Raw genomic sequence first — 16,832 nt, forward strand, 5'->3', positions numbered from 1 at the left:
CCGCATGGGTTTGAACGATCAAAGGGACGTGTCCGGCCAGGAGTGGTGGCGCCACGCGGTGACCTACCAGGTCTACCCGCGCAGCTTCGCGGACGCGAACGGTGACGGCATCGGCGACCTCGCCGGCATCACCTCGCGGCTGCCCTACCTGCGCGACCTGGGCGTCGACGCGGTCTGGATCTCGCCGTTCTACACCTCGCCCCAGCGCGACCACGGCTACGACGTCGCCGACTACCACGACGTCGACCCGCTCTTCGGCACCCTGGCCGACGCCGACGAGCTGCTGGCCCGCGCCCACGAGCTCGGCCTGAAGGTGATCGTGGACCTGGTGCCCAACCACACCTCGAGCGACCACGCCTGGTTCCAGGCCGCGCTCGCCGCCGGCCCGGGGAGTCCCGAGCGCGCGCGCTACCTCTTCCGCGACGCCGCCCCGGACGGGTCGCGGCCCAACAACTGGATGTCGGTCTTCGGCGGGCCCGCGTGGAGCAAGGCGCCCGACGGCACCGGCGACGACGCGCAGTGGTACCTCCACCTCTTCGACGAGAGCCAGCCCGACCTCGACTGGCGCAACCCCGAGGTCGGCGACATGTTCGTCGAGGTGCTCCGGTTCTGGCTCGACCGCGGCGCCGACGGGTTCCGCGTCGACGTCGCCCACGGCCTGCTCAAGGAGGAGAGCCTGCGTGACCAGGTCCTCCCCGGCGGCCTCGACCTCTCGCGCGGCCTGCCCGCCACCGAGGCGATGGTCGAGCGTGCCGGCGTCGACGAGCCGATGTGGGACCAGCCCGAGGTCCACGACGTCTACCGCCGCTGGCACGAGGTGCTCGCCGAGTACGACGGCGACCGGATGCTCGTCGCCGAGGCGTGGACCCAGACCCCGGAGTCGATGGCCCGCTACATCCGCGAGGACGAGATGAGCCAGGCCTTCAACTTCGCCTGGCTGCTGGCCCCGTGGTCGGCGAGCCAGTTCGCCGACGTCATCACCGGCACCCTCGAGGCGGTCGCCGACGTGCACGGGTCGCCGACGTGGGTGCTGTCCAACCACGACGTCGCCCGCCACGTCACCCGGTACGGCGGTGGCGAGCTGGGCCTGGCCCGGGCGCGCGCAGCGACGCTGACGATGCTCGCGCTGCCGGGCTCGGCGTACCTCTACCAGGGCGAGGAGCTCGGCCTGCCCGAGGTCGACGTCGCGCCGGAGCACAAGCAGGACCCGTTCTTCCTGCGCACCGGCGTGGGCGGCCGCGACGGCTGCCGGGTGCCGCTGCCGTGGAGCGGTGACGCCCCGCCGTTCGGGTTCGGGCCCGGCGACGGCCAGCCCTGGATCCCGCAGCCGGACGCATGGGCGGCGCTCACGGTCGACAAGCAGGAGGCCGACCCGGGCTCGACGCTCGGCTTCTACCGCGCGGCGCTGGCGGCCCGGCGCACGTTCGCCCACACCGCGGGCGACGACGTCGAGATGCTCGACCTGGGCGCCGACGTCCTCGCGTTCCGGCGCGGGCCGGTGACGGTCGTGCTCAACTGCGGCGACCAGCCGGTCGGGCTCCCCGCCGGCGACGTGCTGATGGCCAGCGGACCGGTCGCCGACACGCTGCCGGCCGACACCGCCGTCTGGCTCGGCGAGGCCCCTGCCTGACCTGGATCAGTCGAGGGCGGCGTTGTAGCGGCCGAGCAGCGCGACGATCGCCTCGAGGTCCGCGTCGGTCCAGTCGCGCAGCCGGTCGTCGAGCCACCGGCGCCGCTCGCCGGCGACGGCCTCCATCCGGGCGGCCGCGTCGGCGCTCACCGACACCAGCGTCGCCCGGCCGTCCGCCGGGTCGGGCGAGCGGTCGACGAGGCCGAGATCGACCAGGTGCTGGACCTGGCGGCTGATGGCCCCCTTGTCGATGCTGAACGCGTCTGCCATCGCCGACGCGCGTTGCGGGCCCTGCCGGACCAGCCACGACAGCATCAGGTACGACGAGGACTGCAGCTCCGGGTGCACGGCGTGCGCCCGCTCGGCGATGACCCGGCGGATCCGCCGGATCATCACGCCCACCTCCTGCTCCAGGCCCGCGAGCAGGTCGGCTCGCGCCAGGGTGGTCTCTGTGGTCCGGGTCGTCACGTCAGGCCTCGCTCCTCACGACCGCGTGGTGCAGCTCGGCGGCGACCTCGGGCGAGGCCTCGCACTCCGCCTCCAGGTTCGAGGTGCGCAGGGGCACCTCACGGATCAGCATGACGCAGATGAGCGCGACCACGGCGAAGGGTGTCGCCACCAGGAAGATGTGTCCGAAGGACTCGCCGAACGCGGCCTCCCAGATCGCCTGCTCCCAGCCGGGCAGCGCCGCCACGTCCGGCACCGCGTGGCTGCCGGCGTCGAAGGTCGGGGGACGCTGCGCGGCGACGTACCCGGCGGCCACCTGCTGGGCCACCTGGTGGCTGAGCAGGGCCCCGAGGACGGACACCCCGATCGAGCCGCCCATGGTGCGGAAGAACGCGACGACGGAGCTCGCGGCGCCCATGTCAGCCATCGTGACGTTGTTCTGCACCGAGAGCACCAGGTTCTGCATGGTCGCACCCAGGCCGACACCCAGGACGGCCATGAAGACCCCGATGACGACCAGGCTGGTGGTCTCGTCGATGGTGCTCAGCAGGCCGAGGCCGACGACGACCAGCACCATGCCGCCGACCAGGAACCGCTTCCAGCGGCCCGAGTCGCTGATGATCCGGCCCGAGACCAGGCTGGAGACGAAGAGCCCGCCGACCATCGCGATCGACATCAGCCCCGCCTCGGTGGGCGTCATGCCGCGGGCGGTCTGGAAGTACTGGCTCAGATAGACCGTCGAGCCGAACATGGCCACGCCGACCATGGCCGACGCGATCGTGGCCAGGGTCATCGTCCGGTCACGGAAGAGCCGGAGCGGGATGATCGGCTCGGGGGCGACCCGCGCCTCGACGTACACGGCGGCGGCCACCAGCACGGCGCCGAGCGCCACCAGGGCGGCGGAGACCGGCGAGAGCCAGTCGTAGTCGTTGCCGGCCAGGCTGACCCACACCAGCAGGGTGGAGACGCCACCGACCAGCAGGGTCGCGCCGAGGTAGTCGATGCGGACCGGGCGGGTGACGACCGGCAGGTGCAGGGTCTTCTGCAGCAGCACGAAAGCGGCCAGGGCGAACGGCAGGCCGACGAAGAAGCACCCGCGCCAGCCGAACGGCGAGTCCACGATCAGGCCGCCGATGAGCGGGCCGCTGACGGTCGCCAGGGCGAAAGTGGCGCCGAGATAGCCCGAGTAGCGCCCCCGTTCGCGCGGGGAGATCATCGTGGCGATCACGACCTGCACCAGAGCGGTGAGGCCGCCGACGCCGAGGCCCTGCACGACGCGGGCCGAGATCAGGATGCCCATCGAGGGGGCGAACGCCGCGATCAGGGAGCCACCGATGTAGATGACCAGCGCGAGCTGGACCAGCATCTTCTTGCTGAACAGGTCCGAGAGCTTGCCCCAGATCGGCGTGGTCGCCGTCATCGCCAGCATCGTGGCGACCACGACCCAGGTGTAGCCGGTCTGGCTGCCGTGCAGGTCGCTGACGATGGTCGGCAGGGCGTTGGTGACCACGGTGCTGGAGAGCATCGCGACGAACATCGCGAGCAGCAGGCCGCTGAGGGCCTCCAGGATCTGGCGGTGGCTCATCTCACCGGGCTCCTCGACGAGCCGGGGGGTGGGCGGTGCCTGGGTCACGGATGCTCGATTCACGCGGAGTACAAGGTTGACGTGGACAACTATATTCCCGGTCGTTGCCTCCGACAACTTTCCGTCCGTGGATGGGGAGCCCGGCTGCGCCGGGGGCGGGCCGGTCTGGACCGGTGCCGATCCGTCGGCCCGTGGCCGTATCCCGGACGCCGTCGGCGGCGATCCCCCGGTGACGGACCACCCCGAGACCCTGGAGCCCACCATGACCGACTCACCCGCCTTCCACGTCCCTGCGCGCCGCACCGTCGGCGCCGTCGCCGCCGGCCTGGCCGCCATGGCCGTGCCGCTCTCGCTGGGACTCACGCTGTCCCCGGCCTCGGCGAGCCGTGCCGACTGGGACCGCGACGGGATGCCGAACCGCTGGGAGGTCCGCCACCACCTCGACGCGCACCGGGCCAACGCCCGCGGGGACGCCGACCGGGACGGGCTGCGCAACATCGGGGAGTTCCGGCACCACACCGACCCGCGCAGCCAGGACACCGACGGCGACGGCGACGACGACGGGGACGAGGTCTCCGACGGAGATCCCAGCACGGACCCGACCGACGCCGACACCGACGACGACGGCGTGCCGGACGGTGACGAGGACTCCGACCACGACGGTGTCGACAACGAGGACGAGGACGACGCCGACGAGGCCTGCGTCGCCGACGACGAGGACTCCGACCAGGACGGCGTCGACGACGAGGACGAGGACGACCAGGGCGCGGACCAGTCGGGAGGCTCGAACCAGGACGCGTGCGAGGACGACGGTGGCGACGGGAACGATGAGAACTCCGGCAGCGGGCACGGCGGTGGCGGGGACCACGGCGGGCGTCAGCTGGTCTGGTACGCCGTTTCATGAGAGTCGTCGCGAACGACTGACGGCACGCCGCCCGGGGGACCACGATCCGGTCCGTGGAGCCGTCGAGCTTCGAGGAGCTGCTGGCAGGAGCCCGGCGGGGCGAGGGAGACGCCCTTGCCGGGCTCTGGCACCGGCACGCCCGCGACGTGGCAGCCTTCGTCCGGGCGCGCGGCGCCGAGGATCCCGATGCCGTCACCAGCGACGTCTTCCTCGGCGCCTTCGGTGGGCTCGCCTCCTTCCAGGGCGACGAGACGGCGTTCCGGGCGCTGCTGTTCACGATCGCGCGGCGCCGCGTGGCCGACGACCTGCGACGGCGCTCCCGCCGGGTGCCCGTGACGTCGTGGGACGACCGGCTGGACCGGCGGACCGTGGCGTCGGTCGAGGAGGTCGTCGTGGCCCAGCAGGGTGCGGCCACGCTCGTCGAGGCGATCGGGCGCCTGTCACCTGGGCAGCGCGACGTCCTCCTCATGCGGCTGGTCGCCGACCTACCCATCGAGGCGGTCGCGGCGGCGCTCGGCAAGTCACCGGGCACGGTCAAGTCCCTCCAGCGGCGCGGCCTGGACGCCCTTCGACGCACGGTGGTGCGAGACCCCGGCGCGGAGCCCGGCGATGCTGAGCGGACCGGGAGCGTGAGCCGATGACGACCGATCACGCCACCGAGCTGCTGCTCACGGCCGCCCGCGGGTACGCCGCCGACTTGGACGTCGACGTCACGTCGCTCGACAGCGAGCAGGTCGCCCTGGCCCGCGCCCTCGGCGCGCTGACCGCGGAGCTGCGCGACGCTCCCGCGCCGGAGCCGAGCGTCGCACTCGCGTCGGTGCTGACCGGCCTCGCCCCGCTGCCCGCCGTCCGGGCCCCCGCGTGGTGGCGCCGGGTGCTCACGGCGCTCGCGGGCCTCAGCCTGGCTGCCAAGCTGGGTCTCGCCGGAGCCGCGATCGCGGCGGTCGGCGTCGCCCACCACGAGGACCTCCTGCCCGCGCCGCTCGAGGACCTCCTCGGCGGCTCCCGCTCCAGCCAGGACCGGCCGGTCCACCACCGTCCGGACAGCCCGGCTCCCGGCGACCGGCCCGAACGGCCTGCCCCGGTCCCGGACCCGACCCCGGCCTCCCACACCGGCGGGGCGTCGGCCGGCACCGACGGCTCCTCGTCCGGGCACGGGTCGCAGGACGGCTCCACACGGGGCGGCGGATCGGACCAGTCCGGATCGGGTCACTCGAGCTCGGACCCGGGGTCGGACTCGAGCTCGGACCCGGGGTCGGACTCGGGCTCGGACAACTCGGGGTCGGGTCACTCGGGCTCGGACAACTCGGGGTCGGGTCACTCGGGCTCGGACAACTCGGGCTCGGGCGACTCCGGCTCGGGTCACTCCGGCTCGGGTCACTCCGGCTCGGGTCACTCCGGCTCGGGTCACTCCGGGTCGGGTCACTCCGGGTCGGGTCACTCCGGGTCGGGCGACTCCGGGTCGGACGGCGGGAGCGGGTCCGGCGACGGCGGCTCGGGCGACGGCGGCTCGGGCGACGGCGGCTCGGGCGACGGCGGCTCGGGCGACGGCGGCTCGGGCGACGGCAGTTCCGGCGACGGCGGTTCCGGCGGCGGCTCGAGCGACAGTGGCTCAGACGGCGGCGGCGGGTCGGACGATGGCTCTGGCTCCGACGACGGAGGCTGAGCCCGGACACAGGACGACCCGCAGGCGTGGACCCCTGGTCGGGGCCCGCTCCGGGGGACGTGATCCCGGATCGCCTGCGGGTCGGGTGACTGCTTCGGATTCACCAGCAGCCGTCCCGGGGTGCTTCCACCCCAGGTGTTGCTAGTGGGCTGCTAGCGGGCAGCCACCTCACGCGTCCTTGAAGAACTCATTCCTCGGACCACCTCCTTTCCCGTGTGCGCTCACGCTAGGTCGGCGCCCGGCGCCGTTCAAGGGATTAACCGGAACGCCGCCGGCGGCCAACCGATTGCCAACTCACCTCGGCGCACGGTGGGACCCCGCCGGTCACCGGCACCGGTTTCGTTCTCGAGGAGGAACCCATGCACACACGCGGCGCCGTCATCAAGCAGGCCCCCGGCACCTACGAGGTCGTCGACCTCGAGGTCGACGACCCCCGCCAGGGCGAGCTCCAGGTGCAGATGACCGCCTCGGGCCTGTGCCACTCCGACGACCACGTCGCGACCGGCGACATCCCCGTCGGCGTCTACCCGTTCTGCGGCGGTCACGAGGGTGCCGGCGTCGTCACCGCGGTCGGTCCGCACACGCCCGGGTGGCAGGAGGGCGACCACGTGGTCTTCTCCTTCCTGCCCTCCTGCGGCCGGTGCACGTGGTGCTCGCGCGGCATGCAGAACCTGTGCGACCTCGGCGCCACCCTCCTCAACGGGTCCCGGTGGGACGACCCGACCAGCTTCCGCCTGACCCACGAGGGACAGCCGGTCGGGCAGATGTGCGGCATCTCGACCTTCGCCGAGGTGACGACGGTCGCGGTCGACTCCGCCATCAAGGTGACCGACGACGTGCCGCTCGACAAGGCGTGCCTGGTCGGCTGCGGCGTGGGCACCGGCTGGGGATCGGCGGTCAACTCCGCCGACGTACGGCCCGGGGACGTCGTGGTCGTCATGGGCGTCGGCGGCATCGGCATCAACGCCGTGCAGGCGGCAGCGTTCGCCGGCGCGTCGATGGTCATCGCCGTCGACCCGGTCGAGCTCAAGCGCACCAAGGCCCTCGAGCTCGGCGCCACCCACGCGGTCGCCACGATGGAGGAGGCCACCGAGCTCGCCCAGTCGGTCACCAACGGTCAGGGCGCCGACTCGGCCATCGTCACGGTCGGGGTCACCACCGGGGAGCACCTCGGTCAGGCGATGGCCGCGATCCGCAAGGCGGGCACCGTGGTCGTGACCGGTCTCGGCAACATCGCCGAGGTGGGAGCGCCGATCTCGCTCGCCGACATCACGCTGTTCCAGAAGCGGATCCAGGGCTCGCTGTTCGGGGCCTCCAACCCCAAGACCGACATCCCGACCCTGCTGCGCCTGTACGCCGAGGGCCACCTCAAGCTCGACGAGCTGGTCACCCGCACCTACAAGCTCGACGAGATCGCCCAGGGCTATGAGGACATGCACGCCGGCCGCAACCTGCGGGGCGTCGTCGTGTACTGACCGGTCGACGCTCGAGGCACGACGTCGGCGTCACCCCACCGCGTCGACGGCGGTGAAGCGCTCCTGGAGGTCGGCGTAGGAGATCGCGCCGTCGAGGAAGCCGAGGGTGCCGGTCTCGAGCAGCTCGCGACCCGCACGGTCCACCAGGCTGAGCGCTGCGCGCGCCAGGCTGCCGCCGACGCTGACCCGCTTGACCCCGAGCGAGAACAGGGTGCGGGCGTCGGTCGTGCTCCCCAGCCCGGCGACCACGTTGAGCGGGGCCGGCACGGCCGCGGCGAGGCGGCGGATCGTGTCGTCGTCGACGACGCCCGGGACGAAGACGCAGTCCGCCCCCGCCTCGACGTAGCGGGTCGCCCGCTCGACCGTCTCCGCGAACACGTCACCCGACGTGCCGGCGAAGTAGGTGTCGGTGCGGGCGTTGAGCACGAACGTCCCGCGCGGCGCCGCCGACCGCGCCGCCCTGACCCGCTCGACCGACTCCTCCAGCGGGAGCAGCGCCCCATGGCGCGCGTCCTCCAGGTTGGCGCCGACCACACCGACCTCCAGCGCCCGCCCCACCGAGGCGGCGACGCCGTCCACGGTGTCGGCGTACCCGGCCTCGAGGTCGGCGGTCACCGGCACCCCCACCGCGGCCACGATCCGGCCGACGTGCTCGAGCATGCGGTCGAGGTCGAGCGTCTCGCCGTCGGGCAGCCCGCACGACCAGGCGATGCCGGCGCTGGTCGTGGCGACGGCGGGGAAGCCGGCCTGCGCCAGGATCCGTGCGGAGCCGCCGTCCCAGGCGTTCGGGAGCACGAAGCCGGGTCCGTCGTGCAGGGCCAGCAGGGCGGCAGCGGCGGCGGGGCGGTCCGGTGCGGGTGTGGGCATCTGCCGATCATCGGTGATGCGGGAGCCCTCGGGACAGCCCCGAGACAGCCCCGGTTCGACCTGGCCCGACCTGGTCCGACGACGGCGCAGGTTCACCACGGGATGCAGGTGAACCCTCACCTCACACGATGTGCCCGCCATGGGAAGTGCCGGTTCACCGACACACCATGGTGAAGCTGCGGCAGCCAGGGCGAGGCAGCGACGGGGACAGCCGACCGGGCGCCACCGACGCCGCTACGCCACCTCGCCCGCCGCGGCCGTGAACTGCGCCTGGTAGAGCCGGGCGTAGGCACCGTCGCGGTGCACCAGCTCGTCGTGGGTGCCCTGCTCGACGATCGCTCCGTCCTCCATGACCAGGATCAGGTCGGCGTCGCGGATCGTGGAGAGCCGGTGGGCGATGACGAACGAGGTACGGTCCGAGCGCAGCGCCGCCATCGCGTGCTGCACGAGGAGCTCGGTGCGGGTGTCCACCGACGAGGTCGCCTCGTCGAGGATCAGCAGCGCCGGGTCGGTGAGGAACGCCCGGGCGATGGTGACCAGCTGCCGCTCGCCGGCCGACAGGTTGGAGCCCTCCTCGTCGATGACGGTGTCGTACCCGTCGGGCAGCGAGTGCACGAACCGGTCCACGAACGTCGCCCGCGCCGCCTCGAGCACCTGCTCGTCGGTCGCGTCCGGCCGCCCGTAGGCGATGTTGTCGCGGATGGTCCCCTCGAACAGCCAGGTGTCCTGCAGCACCATGCCGACCTGGCCGCGCAGGGCCGCGCGCGGCATCGAGGAGATGTCCACCCCGTCCAGCGTGATGCGGCCCGCGTCGATGTCGTAGAAGCGCATGACCAGGTTGACCAGCGTGGTCTTGCCGGCGCCGGTCGGGCCGACGATCGCCACGGTCTCGCCGGGCCGGGCGACCAGCGACAGGTCGTCGATGAGCGGCCGGTCCTCGTCGTAGCGGAACGAGACGTGGTCGAACGCGACCTCTCCCCGGCGCCGGGCCGGCTCGACCAGACCCGGGGCGTCGACCGGCTCCTCGTCGGCGTCGAGCAGCTCGAAGACCCGCTCGGCGGATGCGACCCCCGACTGCAGCAGGTTGGCCATCGAGGCGACCGTCGTGAGCGGCTGGGTGAACTGACGGCTGTACTGGATGAACGCCTGGACGTCGCCGAGGGACAGCTGTCCGTGCGCGACGCGCAGCCCGCCGATGACCGCGACCAGGACGTAGTTGAGGTTCCCGATGAACATCATCGACGGCATGATCAGCCCGCTGACGAACTGGGCACGGAAGCTGACCAGGCCGAGCTCGTCGTTCTCCTCGGCGAAGATCCGCTCGACCTCCTGCTGGCGGCCGAAGACCTTGACGAGCGAGTGGCCGGAGTAGGCCTCCTCGACCTGGGCGTTGAGGGCGCCGGTACGCCGCCACTGCGCCACGAACTGACCCTGTGACCGCTTCATGATCTGGGCGGTCACGATGAGCGACAACGGCACCGTCACCAGCGCCACGAGCGCCAGCAGCGGCGAGATCCAGACCATCATCGCCAGCACCGCGACCACGGTCATCACCGAGGTGAGCAGCTGGCTCATCGTCTGCTGCAGCGTCTGGCTGACGTTGTCGATGTCGTTGGTGACGCGCGAGAGCAGCTCGCCACGCGGCGAGCGGTCGAAGTAGCCCAGCGGCAGCCGGTTGATCTTGGTCTCGACGTCCTCACGCAGCTGGCGGACCGTGTTCTGCACGACCGTGTTGAGCACGAAGCCCTGCAGCCAGCTGAGCAGCGACGCGGCGACGTAGATGGCGAGCACGAGGAGCAGCACGTCCGCGACGGCAGCGAAGTCGACGCCCTGGCCGGGGACGATGTCCATGTCCTGGGTGGCCTCGGGCCACATCGACCGCGGCGTGCCCGGCGGGATCTTGGAGCCGATGAAGCCGTTGAAGACCAGGTCCGTCGCGTGCCCGAGGATCCGCGGGCCCACCGACATCAGCGCGACGCTGGCGACGCCGAGCACGACGACCAGGACCGCCTTGCCGCGGTCGGGGCGCATCCGGGCGACCAGCCGCTTGGCGGACGGCCCGAAGTCCATCGCCTTCTGGCCGACCATGCCGCCGCCCATCGGGCCGCGGCCGGGTCCGCCCATCGGCGCCTCGATGCGCTCGGTCTTCGCGAAGCCGCGACCCTTGCTCGTCGCGGGTCCGGACGTCGTCGGGGCGCTCATGCCGCCTCCTCCGCCGTCATCTGGGAGGTGACGATCTCCTGGTAGGTCGGGTTCCCGGCGAGCAGCTCGTGGTGGGTGCCGCGGCCGACGACCCGGCCGTCCTCGAGCACGAGGATCAGGTCGGCGTCCTTGATGGTGCTGACCCGCTGGGCGACGATCACCACCGTCGCGTCCCGGGTCTCAGGACGCAGTGCCGCACGCAGGCGCGCGTCCGTCGCGAGGTCGAGCGCGGAGAACGAGTCGTCGAAGAGGTAGATGCCGGGCTTGCGGACCAGCACCCGGGCGATCGCCAGTCGTTGGCGCTGACCGCCGGAGAAGTTGGTCCCGCCCTGGCTGACCGGCGCGTCGAGCCCCTCGGGAAGCGCCTCGACGAAGTCGCGCCCCTGCGCGACCTCGAGCGCGGCCCACATCTCCTCGTCCGTGGCGTCCGCCTTGCCGTACTGGAGGTTGCTGCGGATCGTGCCACTGAACAGGTAGGCCTTCTGCGGCACCAGGCCGAGCTGGGCCCACAGCAGGTCGGGGTCGAGGTCGCGGACGTCGCGACCACCGACCCGCACGACACCCGAGGTCGCGTCGAAGAGCCGCGGCACGAGGTTGACCAGGGTGCTCTTGCCGGCGCCGGTCGACCCGATGACCGCCACGGTCTGGCCGGGGCCGGCCTCGAAGGAGACCTCCGACAGGACCGGCGCCTCGGCGCCCGGGTAGGCGAACGTGACGTCCTCGAGCGCGAGGTGACCGCGCAGTGCCGGGTCCGGCGCCACCGGGTCGACCGGCGGCCGGACCGAGGTGTCGGTGTCGAGGACCTCCATGATCCGGTCGCCGCACACGGACGCGCGCGGGATCATCATCAGCATGAACGTCGCCATCATGATCGACATGAGGATCTGCATCAGGTAGGAGAGGAACGCCGTCATCGCGCCGGGCAACATCTCGCCGTCGTTGATGCGGTGGCCGCCGAACCAGATGACCGCGACGCTCGAGACGTTCACGACCAGGATCACGAGCGGGAACATCGTCGCCATCCAGCGACCCGCCCGCACGGCGACCTCGGTGAGGTCGTCGTTGGCCTTGCCGAACCGCTGGGACTCGTAGGGCTCCCGCACGAACGCCCGGACCACCCGGATGCCGGTGATCTGCTCGCGGAGCACCCGGTTGACCTCGTCGATGCGCGACTGCATGGCCCGGAAGCTCGGCACCATCCGGCTGACCACGAAGGCGACGCTCAAGAACAGCGCCGGCACGGCGACCGCCAGGATCCACGCCAGCCCGAGGTCCTCGCGCAGCGCCATGAACACGCCGCCGACCAGCATGATCGGCGAGGAAACCGCGATGGTGCAGGCCATCAGCACCATCATCTGGACCTGCTGGACGTCGTTGGTGCTGCGGGTGATCAGCGACGGTGCGCCGAAGTCCTGCACCTCGCGGGCGGAGAACTCGCCCACCCGCCCGAAGAGGTCGCGGCGCACGTCCCGGCCGAAGGACATCGCGGTGCGCGCGCCGAACCAGACGGCGAGCACGGAGCAGACGATCTGGACCAGCGAGATCGCCAGCATCTCCCCGCCGGTGCGCAGGATGTAGCCCGTGTCACCGGTGACGACGCCGTAGTCGATGATGTCGGCGTTCAGGCTCGGCAGGTAGAGCATCGCCACCACGCCGATGAACTGGAACAGCACGACGAGCGCGAGCCAGGTCCTGTACGGTGCGAGCCGCTCGCGGAGCAGACGGAGGAGCATCAGGGGTTCTCCTTGAGGAGACCGTGCAGGACGGTGTCGACGATCTGGTCGGGGGTCAGCAGGCGCCCGTCGGCGATGTGCTGGTGGCTGCCGGCGAAGGTGAGCAGGCGCAGCACGTGGACGAGGTGCTCCGGCGGCACCGACAGCTGGTCGGCGTCCGGCCCGACCACGCCGACCATCAGGCCGCCGAGCCGGGCCCGCCACATCTCGTGTGCGGCGTGGTCGCGCAGGTGCTGGGGCGGACCGACCAGGCCCACCTTCTGCATCAGGGTGAAGGTCGCGAGGAACCGCTGCTGGAGGATCGACGCCAGGCGGAGCAGGCGGTCGCGCAACGGCTGGTCGGGGTCGATCTCCTGGATCCGGCGCTCGAGGTCACCGGGCGCGAACGCGCTCTCGATGGCCGCGTCGACGAGCTCCTCCTTGGAGTCGAAGACCCGGAAGATCGTCCCCTCGGCCACCCCGGCGGCCTCCGCGATCTGCCTGCTGGTGACGGCCCGCCCGTGCTCGTAGAGCAGCGGCCGGGTCGCGGCGACCAGCGCCTCGCGCCGCTCGTCGGGCGACAGCGGCCGCGCGCGCTCCCTCTTGGTGTCCACGAGACCGAGCATAAGTGAGTGAGCACTCACTCACAACTGGGTTTCCGTCCTGCTGTCCCCGCGGGTGGTGTCGAGCCCTACGGCGCGAGGCGCTCGGTCGCCCAGCCGCCGTCCGGGTCGCGGCGGTAGACGAGGCGGTCGTGCATCCGGCCGGGGCGACCCTGCCAGAACTCGACGACCTCGGGCGCCACGGCGTACCCACCCCAGGCGTCGGGGACCGGGACCTCGTCGGGGTAGCGCGCCTCGGCGGCGGCGTAGGCCTCGGCCAGCTCCTCCCGGGTCGTGACCTGGGACTGGGGCGACGCCCAGGCACCGAGCCGCGAGCCGCGCGGACGGGAGGCGAAGTAGGCCTCGACCTGCGGACGCGGCAGCGGTGTCGCGACCCCCTCCACCCGGACCTGCCGCTCCAGCGGGTGCCACGGGAAGAGCAGCGCGCAGCGCGGGTTCCCGGCCAGCTCCGCGCCCTTGCGCGAGGCGGTGTTGGTGAAGAACACGAAGCCGGTCTCCCCGACGCCCTTGAGCAGCACCATCCGCGACGAGGGTGCGCCGGCCCCGTCCACGGTCGAGACGACCATCGCGTTCGGGTCGTGCAGCCCGGCGTCCACCGCCTCCGCCATCCACCGCTCGAACATCGTGATCGGGTCGGGCGCCAGGTCCGCCTCGTCGAGCCCGGCCCGTTCGTACTCCTGACGCAGTGCTGCGAGGTCCATGACCTCGACCCTAGACCCGCGCCTAGACTGCGCACCGTGACTGAGGTACACCACGGGTTGGAAGGCGTCGTCGCCTTCGAGACGGAGATCGCCGAGCCGGACAAGGAGGGCTCGGCCCTGCGCTACCGGGGCGTCGACATCGAGGAGATCGTCGGCCGCGTCCCCTTCGAGAACGTCTGGGGCCTGCTCGTCGACGGGTCCTACTCCCCCGGCCTGCCGCCGGCGGAGCCCTACAACATCGCCATCCACACCGGCGACGTGCGCGCGGACGTCCAGGCGTCGGTCGCGATGCTCGCGCCGATGCTCGGCATGGGCCAGACCTACGACATCAGCGACGAGCAGGCCCGCCTGGACCTGTCGCGCGTCGCCGTCATGATCTTGTCGTACGCCGCCCAGTCGGCTCGCGGCCTGGGGACGCACGTCGTGCCGCAGAGCGAGGTCGACAAGGGCGCGACGCTCGCCGAGAAGTTCCTGATCCGCTGGCGCGGCGAGGCCGATCCGCTGCACGTCAAGGCGATCGACGCCTACTGGAGCTCCGCGGCCGAGCACGGCATGAACGCCTCGACGTTCACCGCCCGGGTGATCACCTCGACCGGCGCGGACGTCGCGGCGGCGTTCTCCGGGGCGATCGGTGCGATGAGCGGGCCGCTGCACGGCGGTGCCCCCTCGCGGGTGCTCGGCATGATCGAGGAGGTCGAGAAGCGGGGCGACGCGGCGCCGTACGTCAAGGAGCTGCTCGACAACGGCGAGCGGCTGATGGGCTTCGGGCACCGGGTCTACCGGGCCGAGGACCCGCGCGCCCGGGTGCTGCGCCGCACCGCGCGCGAGCTGGACGCGCCGCGCTACGAGGTCGCCGAGGCGCTGGAGAAGGCAGCGCTCGCCGAGCTCCGCGAGCGGCGGCCGGACCGGGTCCTGGAGACGAACGTCGAGTTCTGGGCCGCGATCGTGCTGGACTTCGCCGACGTGCCGGCGAACATGTTCACCTCGATGTTCACCTGTGCCCGCACCGGCGGCTGGTCGGCCCACATCCTGGAGCAGAAGCGCACCGGCCGGCTGATCCGGCCCTCCGCGGTCTACACGGGCCCGTCCACGCGGCCGGCCTCGGCCGTCGAGGGCTGGCGCGACGAGTGGGCCGGGTGACCCGAGCCGATCTCGGGTCGCACTTCCGCGACAAGCGGGCGATCGTCACCGGCGCCGGTTCCGGCATCGGGGCGTCGCTCTCGCGCGCCCTCGCCGCCGCCGGGGCCGAGGTGGTCTGCGCCGACCTCGACGGCGCCGCCGCCGCCCGGGTCGCCGACCCGATCGGCGCGCGGGCGGTCACCCTCGACGTCACCGACGCCGACGCCGTCCGGGAGCTGGTCGACGAGGTCGACCCCGACCTGATGTTCAACAACGCCGGCATCACCTTCGGCGCGGAGACCGAGGACCTCACCCTCGACCAGTGGAACGCGATCATCGACGTCAACATCCGCGGCGTGGTGCACGGCGTCGCGGCGGCGTACCCCCGGATGGTCGCTCGCCGCGGCACCGGCGTCTCGGGGGGTCAGATCGTCAACACCGCCTCGATGGGCGGGCTGATGGCGGCCGGCCTGATCACGTCCTACGTGATGACCAAGCACGCCGTCGTGGGCCTCTCGCTCGCGCTGCGCTCGGAGGCCGCCGCGAAGGGCGTCGGGGTGACGGTCGTGTGTCCCTCCGCGGTGGACACCCCGATCCTGGACAAGGGGCACGTCGGGAGGTTCCACGGCCGCGACTACTACCTGAAGGGCCAGGGCGTGCGGCACCCGCTGGACCCGGACGTCTTCGCGGCCCAGGTGCTCGACGCGGTCGCCGACGACCGGGCGATGCTGGTGACGCCACGCACCGCGCGGGTCGCGTGGCGTCTCGGGCGGTTCTTCCCGGGCTTCGTGCAACGGTCCTCCATCCGCTTCGTCGCCAAGCAGCGGCGGCTGCAGGACAGGCGGGCCCGCCGGACCGCCCGCGCCGCCTGACCGCACGACCGGGGTCAGGTCAGGAGGTCGACCCACATCGGGGCCGGAGCACCGGCCGGCTGGACCAGCCCGAACCAGAAGTGCTCGGTCGGGAGGCCCGACCAGGTCAGGTGGAGCATCGAGGTCCGCCCCGTGCGCAGCGGCACGGGGTTCGGCGACACCGCGAGGTCGCCCCACCCGGCACCCGCCTCGACGTCGATGAGCTGGAGGATCCCGGTCACGTCGCTCCCGGTGCCCGTGTCGTCGGCCCGCACCTCGACGATGTAGGCACCCGGGTCCGGCCTCAGCATCACCACCCGCTCGGTGCTCCGCGTCCGGTGGCTCGAGGCGACGAGCAGCCCTCGCGTGCCCGGGTCGCAGTTCGTGGCCGCGTACACGAAGAGGTCGAGGTCGGCGGTCGGGTCGCTCGCGGAGAGGTCGACGCGCAGGGCCCGGGTCGCCGGACCGGCCGGCAGGCAGCGGAAGTGCGAGGCGCCCGCGGTGAGCACCGGGAAGAACGTCCAGGGCTGGACCAGCCCGGAGACCGACACCGGCACGGTCCGGTCGACGCCACCGCGGACCGGGAACGTCTCGTCGCCCGAGGTGCCCACCAGCCGGTCGACCGTGGGCACGAGGGCGCCCACGGGCCGCAGCGCGACCCGGGCGCGCAGGGAGCTCGACCCCTCGAACCGCACCAGACCGCGGCTCCACGCACCGAGGCGTGCCGTACGACGCACGAAGACGAGCTGGAGCCGGACCCGCTGACCGCTGTGCGTGCTGGTGAGCGTCCGCGGCCGCACGGTCGTGCGGAAGCCGGGGACGGCGGCGGCCACCTGCCACCGGCCGGCACCGGTCGCGACGTAGGTGCGCCGCACCGTGGCCACCCCGACCACCTGGCCGACCCTGATCGGGGTCAACCACGCGACCCCGCGGCTGTGCACCACCGGCTGCGGCGGCACCGCTCGGGCGCCGGCCGGCACCGCGCTCACCGGCAGGAGCAGCGCGGCGATCGCCGCACCCAGCAGGGACCTGCGTGACATCGGGTGCCCC

The 16,832-nt window shown here is 72.5% G+C and carries 15 protein-coding genes; 7 read left to right on the plus strand and 8 right to left on the minus strand.

Going from position 1 to position 16,832, the window contains the following annotated elements; all coding sequences use genetic code 11:
- The first annotated feature begins 4 nt into the window (after positions 1–4).
- The gene (locus tag ACILRH_RS21050) at positions 5–1,630 is read left to right on the plus strand and encodes a glycoside hydrolase family 13 protein (protein WP_395696031.1); all 1,626 of its coding nucleotides are present in this window, start codon (positions 5–7) and stop codon (positions 1,628–1,630) included.
- A 6-nt stretch (positions 1,631–1,636) separates the two neighbouring features.
- Here ACILRH_RS21050 and ACILRH_RS21055 read toward each other — a convergent pair whose 3' ends face one another.
- Together ACILRH_RS21055 and ACILRH_RS21060 are read right to left on the minus strand one after the other, a co-directional pair.
- Entirely contained in the window at positions 1,637–2,098 is a 462-nt protein-coding gene (locus tag ACILRH_RS21055; RefSeq protein ID WP_395696032.1) for a MarR family winged helix-turn-helix transcriptional regulator, read from the minus strand.
- Between the two features lies 1 nt (position 2,099).
- Positions 2,100–3,710: an MDR family MFS transporter gene (locus tag ACILRH_RS21060; protein WP_395696033.1), complete on the minus strand. Its 1,611-nt coding sequence runs from the start codon at positions 3,708–3,710 to the stop codon at positions 2,100–2,102.
- A 214-nt stretch (positions 3,711–3,924) separates the two neighbouring features.
- On the opposite strand from ACILRH_RS21060, the gene ACILRH_RS21065 reads away from it, so the two are divergent.
- The 4 genes from ACILRH_RS21065 to ACILRH_RS21080 all read left to right on the plus strand — a co-directional run bounded on the left by ACILRH_RS21065 (position 3,925) and on the right by ACILRH_RS21080 (position 7,707).
- Positions 3,925–4,566, plus strand: a complete 642-nt coding sequence (locus tag ACILRH_RS21065) for a hypothetical protein (protein ID WP_395696034.1) — start codon at positions 3,925–3,927, stop codon at positions 4,564–4,566.
- A 53-nt stretch (positions 4,567–4,619) separates the two neighbouring features.
- Complete coding sequence (locus tag ACILRH_RS21070; protein WP_395696035.1) at positions 4,620–5,207, plus strand: RNA polymerase sigma factor; 588 nt, start codon at positions 4,620–4,622, stop codon at positions 5,205–5,207.
- A complete protein-coding gene (locus ACILRH_RS21075) occupies positions 5,204–6,232 on the plus strand; it encodes a hypothetical protein (RefSeq protein ID WP_395696036.1) in 1,029 nt (342 codons plus the stop codon). Before ACILRH_RS21070 ends, ACILRH_RS21075 begins: the two co-directional genes overlap by 4 nt.
- 359 nt (positions 6,233–6,591) lie before the next feature.
- On the plus strand, positions 6,592–7,707 hold the full coding sequence (locus ACILRH_RS21080; RefSeq protein ID WP_395696037.1) for an NDMA-dependent alcohol dehydrogenase: 1,116 nt from the start codon (positions 6,592–6,594) through the stop codon (positions 7,705–7,707).
- 30 nt (positions 7,708–7,737) lie between these two features.
- On the opposite strand, the gene ACILRH_RS21085 is transcribed toward ACILRH_RS21080, so the two are convergent.
- The 5 genes from ACILRH_RS21085 to pdxH all read right to left on the minus strand — a co-directional run bounded on the left by ACILRH_RS21085 (position 7,738) and on the right by pdxH (position 13,812).
- Positions 7,738–8,574 carry an isocitrate lyase/phosphoenolpyruvate mutase family protein gene (locus tag ACILRH_RS21085; protein ID WP_395696038.1) on the minus strand — a complete coding sequence of 279 codons (837 nt, stop codon included), beginning with the start codon at positions 8,572–8,574 and terminating at the stop codon, positions 7,738–7,740.
- 234 nt (positions 8,575–8,808) lie between these two features.
- Complete coding sequence (locus tag ACILRH_RS21090) at positions 8,809–10,776, minus strand: ABC transporter ATP-binding protein (protein ID WP_395696039.1); 1,968 nt, start codon at positions 10,774–10,776, stop codon at positions 8,809–8,811.
- A complete protein-coding gene (locus ACILRH_RS21095; protein WP_395696040.1) occupies positions 10,773–12,509 on the minus strand; it encodes an ABC transporter ATP-binding protein in 1,737 nt (578 codons plus the stop codon). The genes ACILRH_RS21090 and ACILRH_RS21095 overlap by 4 nt, the downstream gene beginning before the upstream one ends.
- Positions 12,509–13,102, minus strand: a complete 594-nt coding sequence (locus ACILRH_RS21100; protein ID WP_395696041.1) for a TetR/AcrR family transcriptional regulator — start codon at positions 13,100–13,102, stop codon at positions 12,509–12,511. Before ACILRH_RS21100 ends, ACILRH_RS21095 begins: the two co-directional genes overlap by 1 nt.
- A 77-nt stretch (positions 13,103–13,179) precedes the next feature.
- On the minus strand, positions 13,180–13,812 hold the full coding sequence (pdxH, locus tag ACILRH_RS21105) for a pyridoxamine 5'-phosphate oxidase (RefSeq protein WP_395696042.1): 633 nt from the start codon (positions 13,810–13,812) through the stop codon (positions 13,180–13,182).
- Between the two features lie 36 nt (positions 13,813–13,848).
- On the opposite strand from pdxH, the gene ACILRH_RS21110 reads away from it, so the two are divergent.
- Both ACILRH_RS21110 and ACILRH_RS21115 read left to right on the plus strand, forming a co-directional pair.
- Positions 13,849–14,952: a citrate synthase 2 gene (locus ACILRH_RS21110; RefSeq protein WP_395696043.1), complete on the plus strand. Its 1,104-nt coding sequence runs from the start codon at positions 13,849–13,851 to the stop codon at positions 14,950–14,952.
- A complete protein-coding gene (locus ACILRH_RS21115) occupies positions 14,949–15,803 on the plus strand; it encodes an SDR family NAD(P)-dependent oxidoreductase (RefSeq protein ID WP_395696044.1) in 855 nt (284 codons plus the stop codon). The genes ACILRH_RS21110 and ACILRH_RS21115 overlap by 4 nt, the downstream gene beginning before the upstream one ends.
- A 14-nt stretch (positions 15,804–15,817) precedes the next feature.
- On the opposite strand, the gene ACILRH_RS21120 is transcribed toward ACILRH_RS21115, so the two are convergent.
- Positions 15,818–16,822, minus strand: coding sequence for a hypothetical protein (locus tag ACILRH_RS21120; protein WP_395696045.1), 1,005 nt, complete (start codon positions 16,820–16,822; stop codon positions 15,818–15,820).
- Positions 16,823–16,832: the final 10 nt, after the last annotated feature.

Origin of the sequence: Nocardioides sp., assembly GCF_044226765.1 — a bacterium.
Classification (GTDB): Bacteria; Actinomycetota; Actinomycetes; order Propionibacteriales; family Nocardioidaceae; genus Nocardioides.

Coding starts and splice junctions, on each gene's coding strand:
- ACILRH_RS21085 (WP_395696038.1), bottom strand. CDS start 8,574: ATGCCCACACCCGCACCGGACCGCCCCGCCGCCGCTGCCGCCCTGCTG.
- ACILRH_RS21120 (WP_395696045.1), bottom strand. CDS start 16,822: ATGTCACGCAGGTCCCTGCTGGGTGCGGCGATCGCCGCGCTGCTCCTG.
- ACILRH_RS21095 (WP_395696040.1), bottom strand. CDS start 12,509: ATGCTCCTCCGTCTGCTCCGCGAGCGGCTCGCACCGTACAGGACCTGG.
- ACILRH_RS21080 (WP_395696037.1), top strand. CDS start 6,592: ATGCACACACGCGGCGCCGTCATCAAGCAGGCCCCCGGCACCTACGAG.
- ACILRH_RS21075 (WP_395696036.1), top strand. CDS start 5,204: ATGACGACCGATCACGCCACCGAGCTGCTGCTCACGGCCGCCCGCGGG.
- pdxH (WP_395696042.1), bottom strand. CDS start 13,812: ATGGACCTCGCAGCACTGCGTCAGGAGTACGAACGGGCCGGGCTCGAC.
- ACILRH_RS21050 (WP_395696031.1), top strand. CDS start 5: ATGGGTTTGAACGATCAAAGGGACGTGTCCGGCCAGGAGTGGTGGCGC.
- ACILRH_RS21065 (WP_395696034.1), top strand. CDS start 3,925: ATGACCGACTCACCCGCCTTCCACGTCCCTGCGCGCCGCACCGTCGGC.
- ACILRH_RS21090 (WP_395696039.1), bottom strand. CDS start 10,776: ATGAGCGCCCCGACGACGTCCGGACCCGCGACGAGCAAGGGTCGCGGC.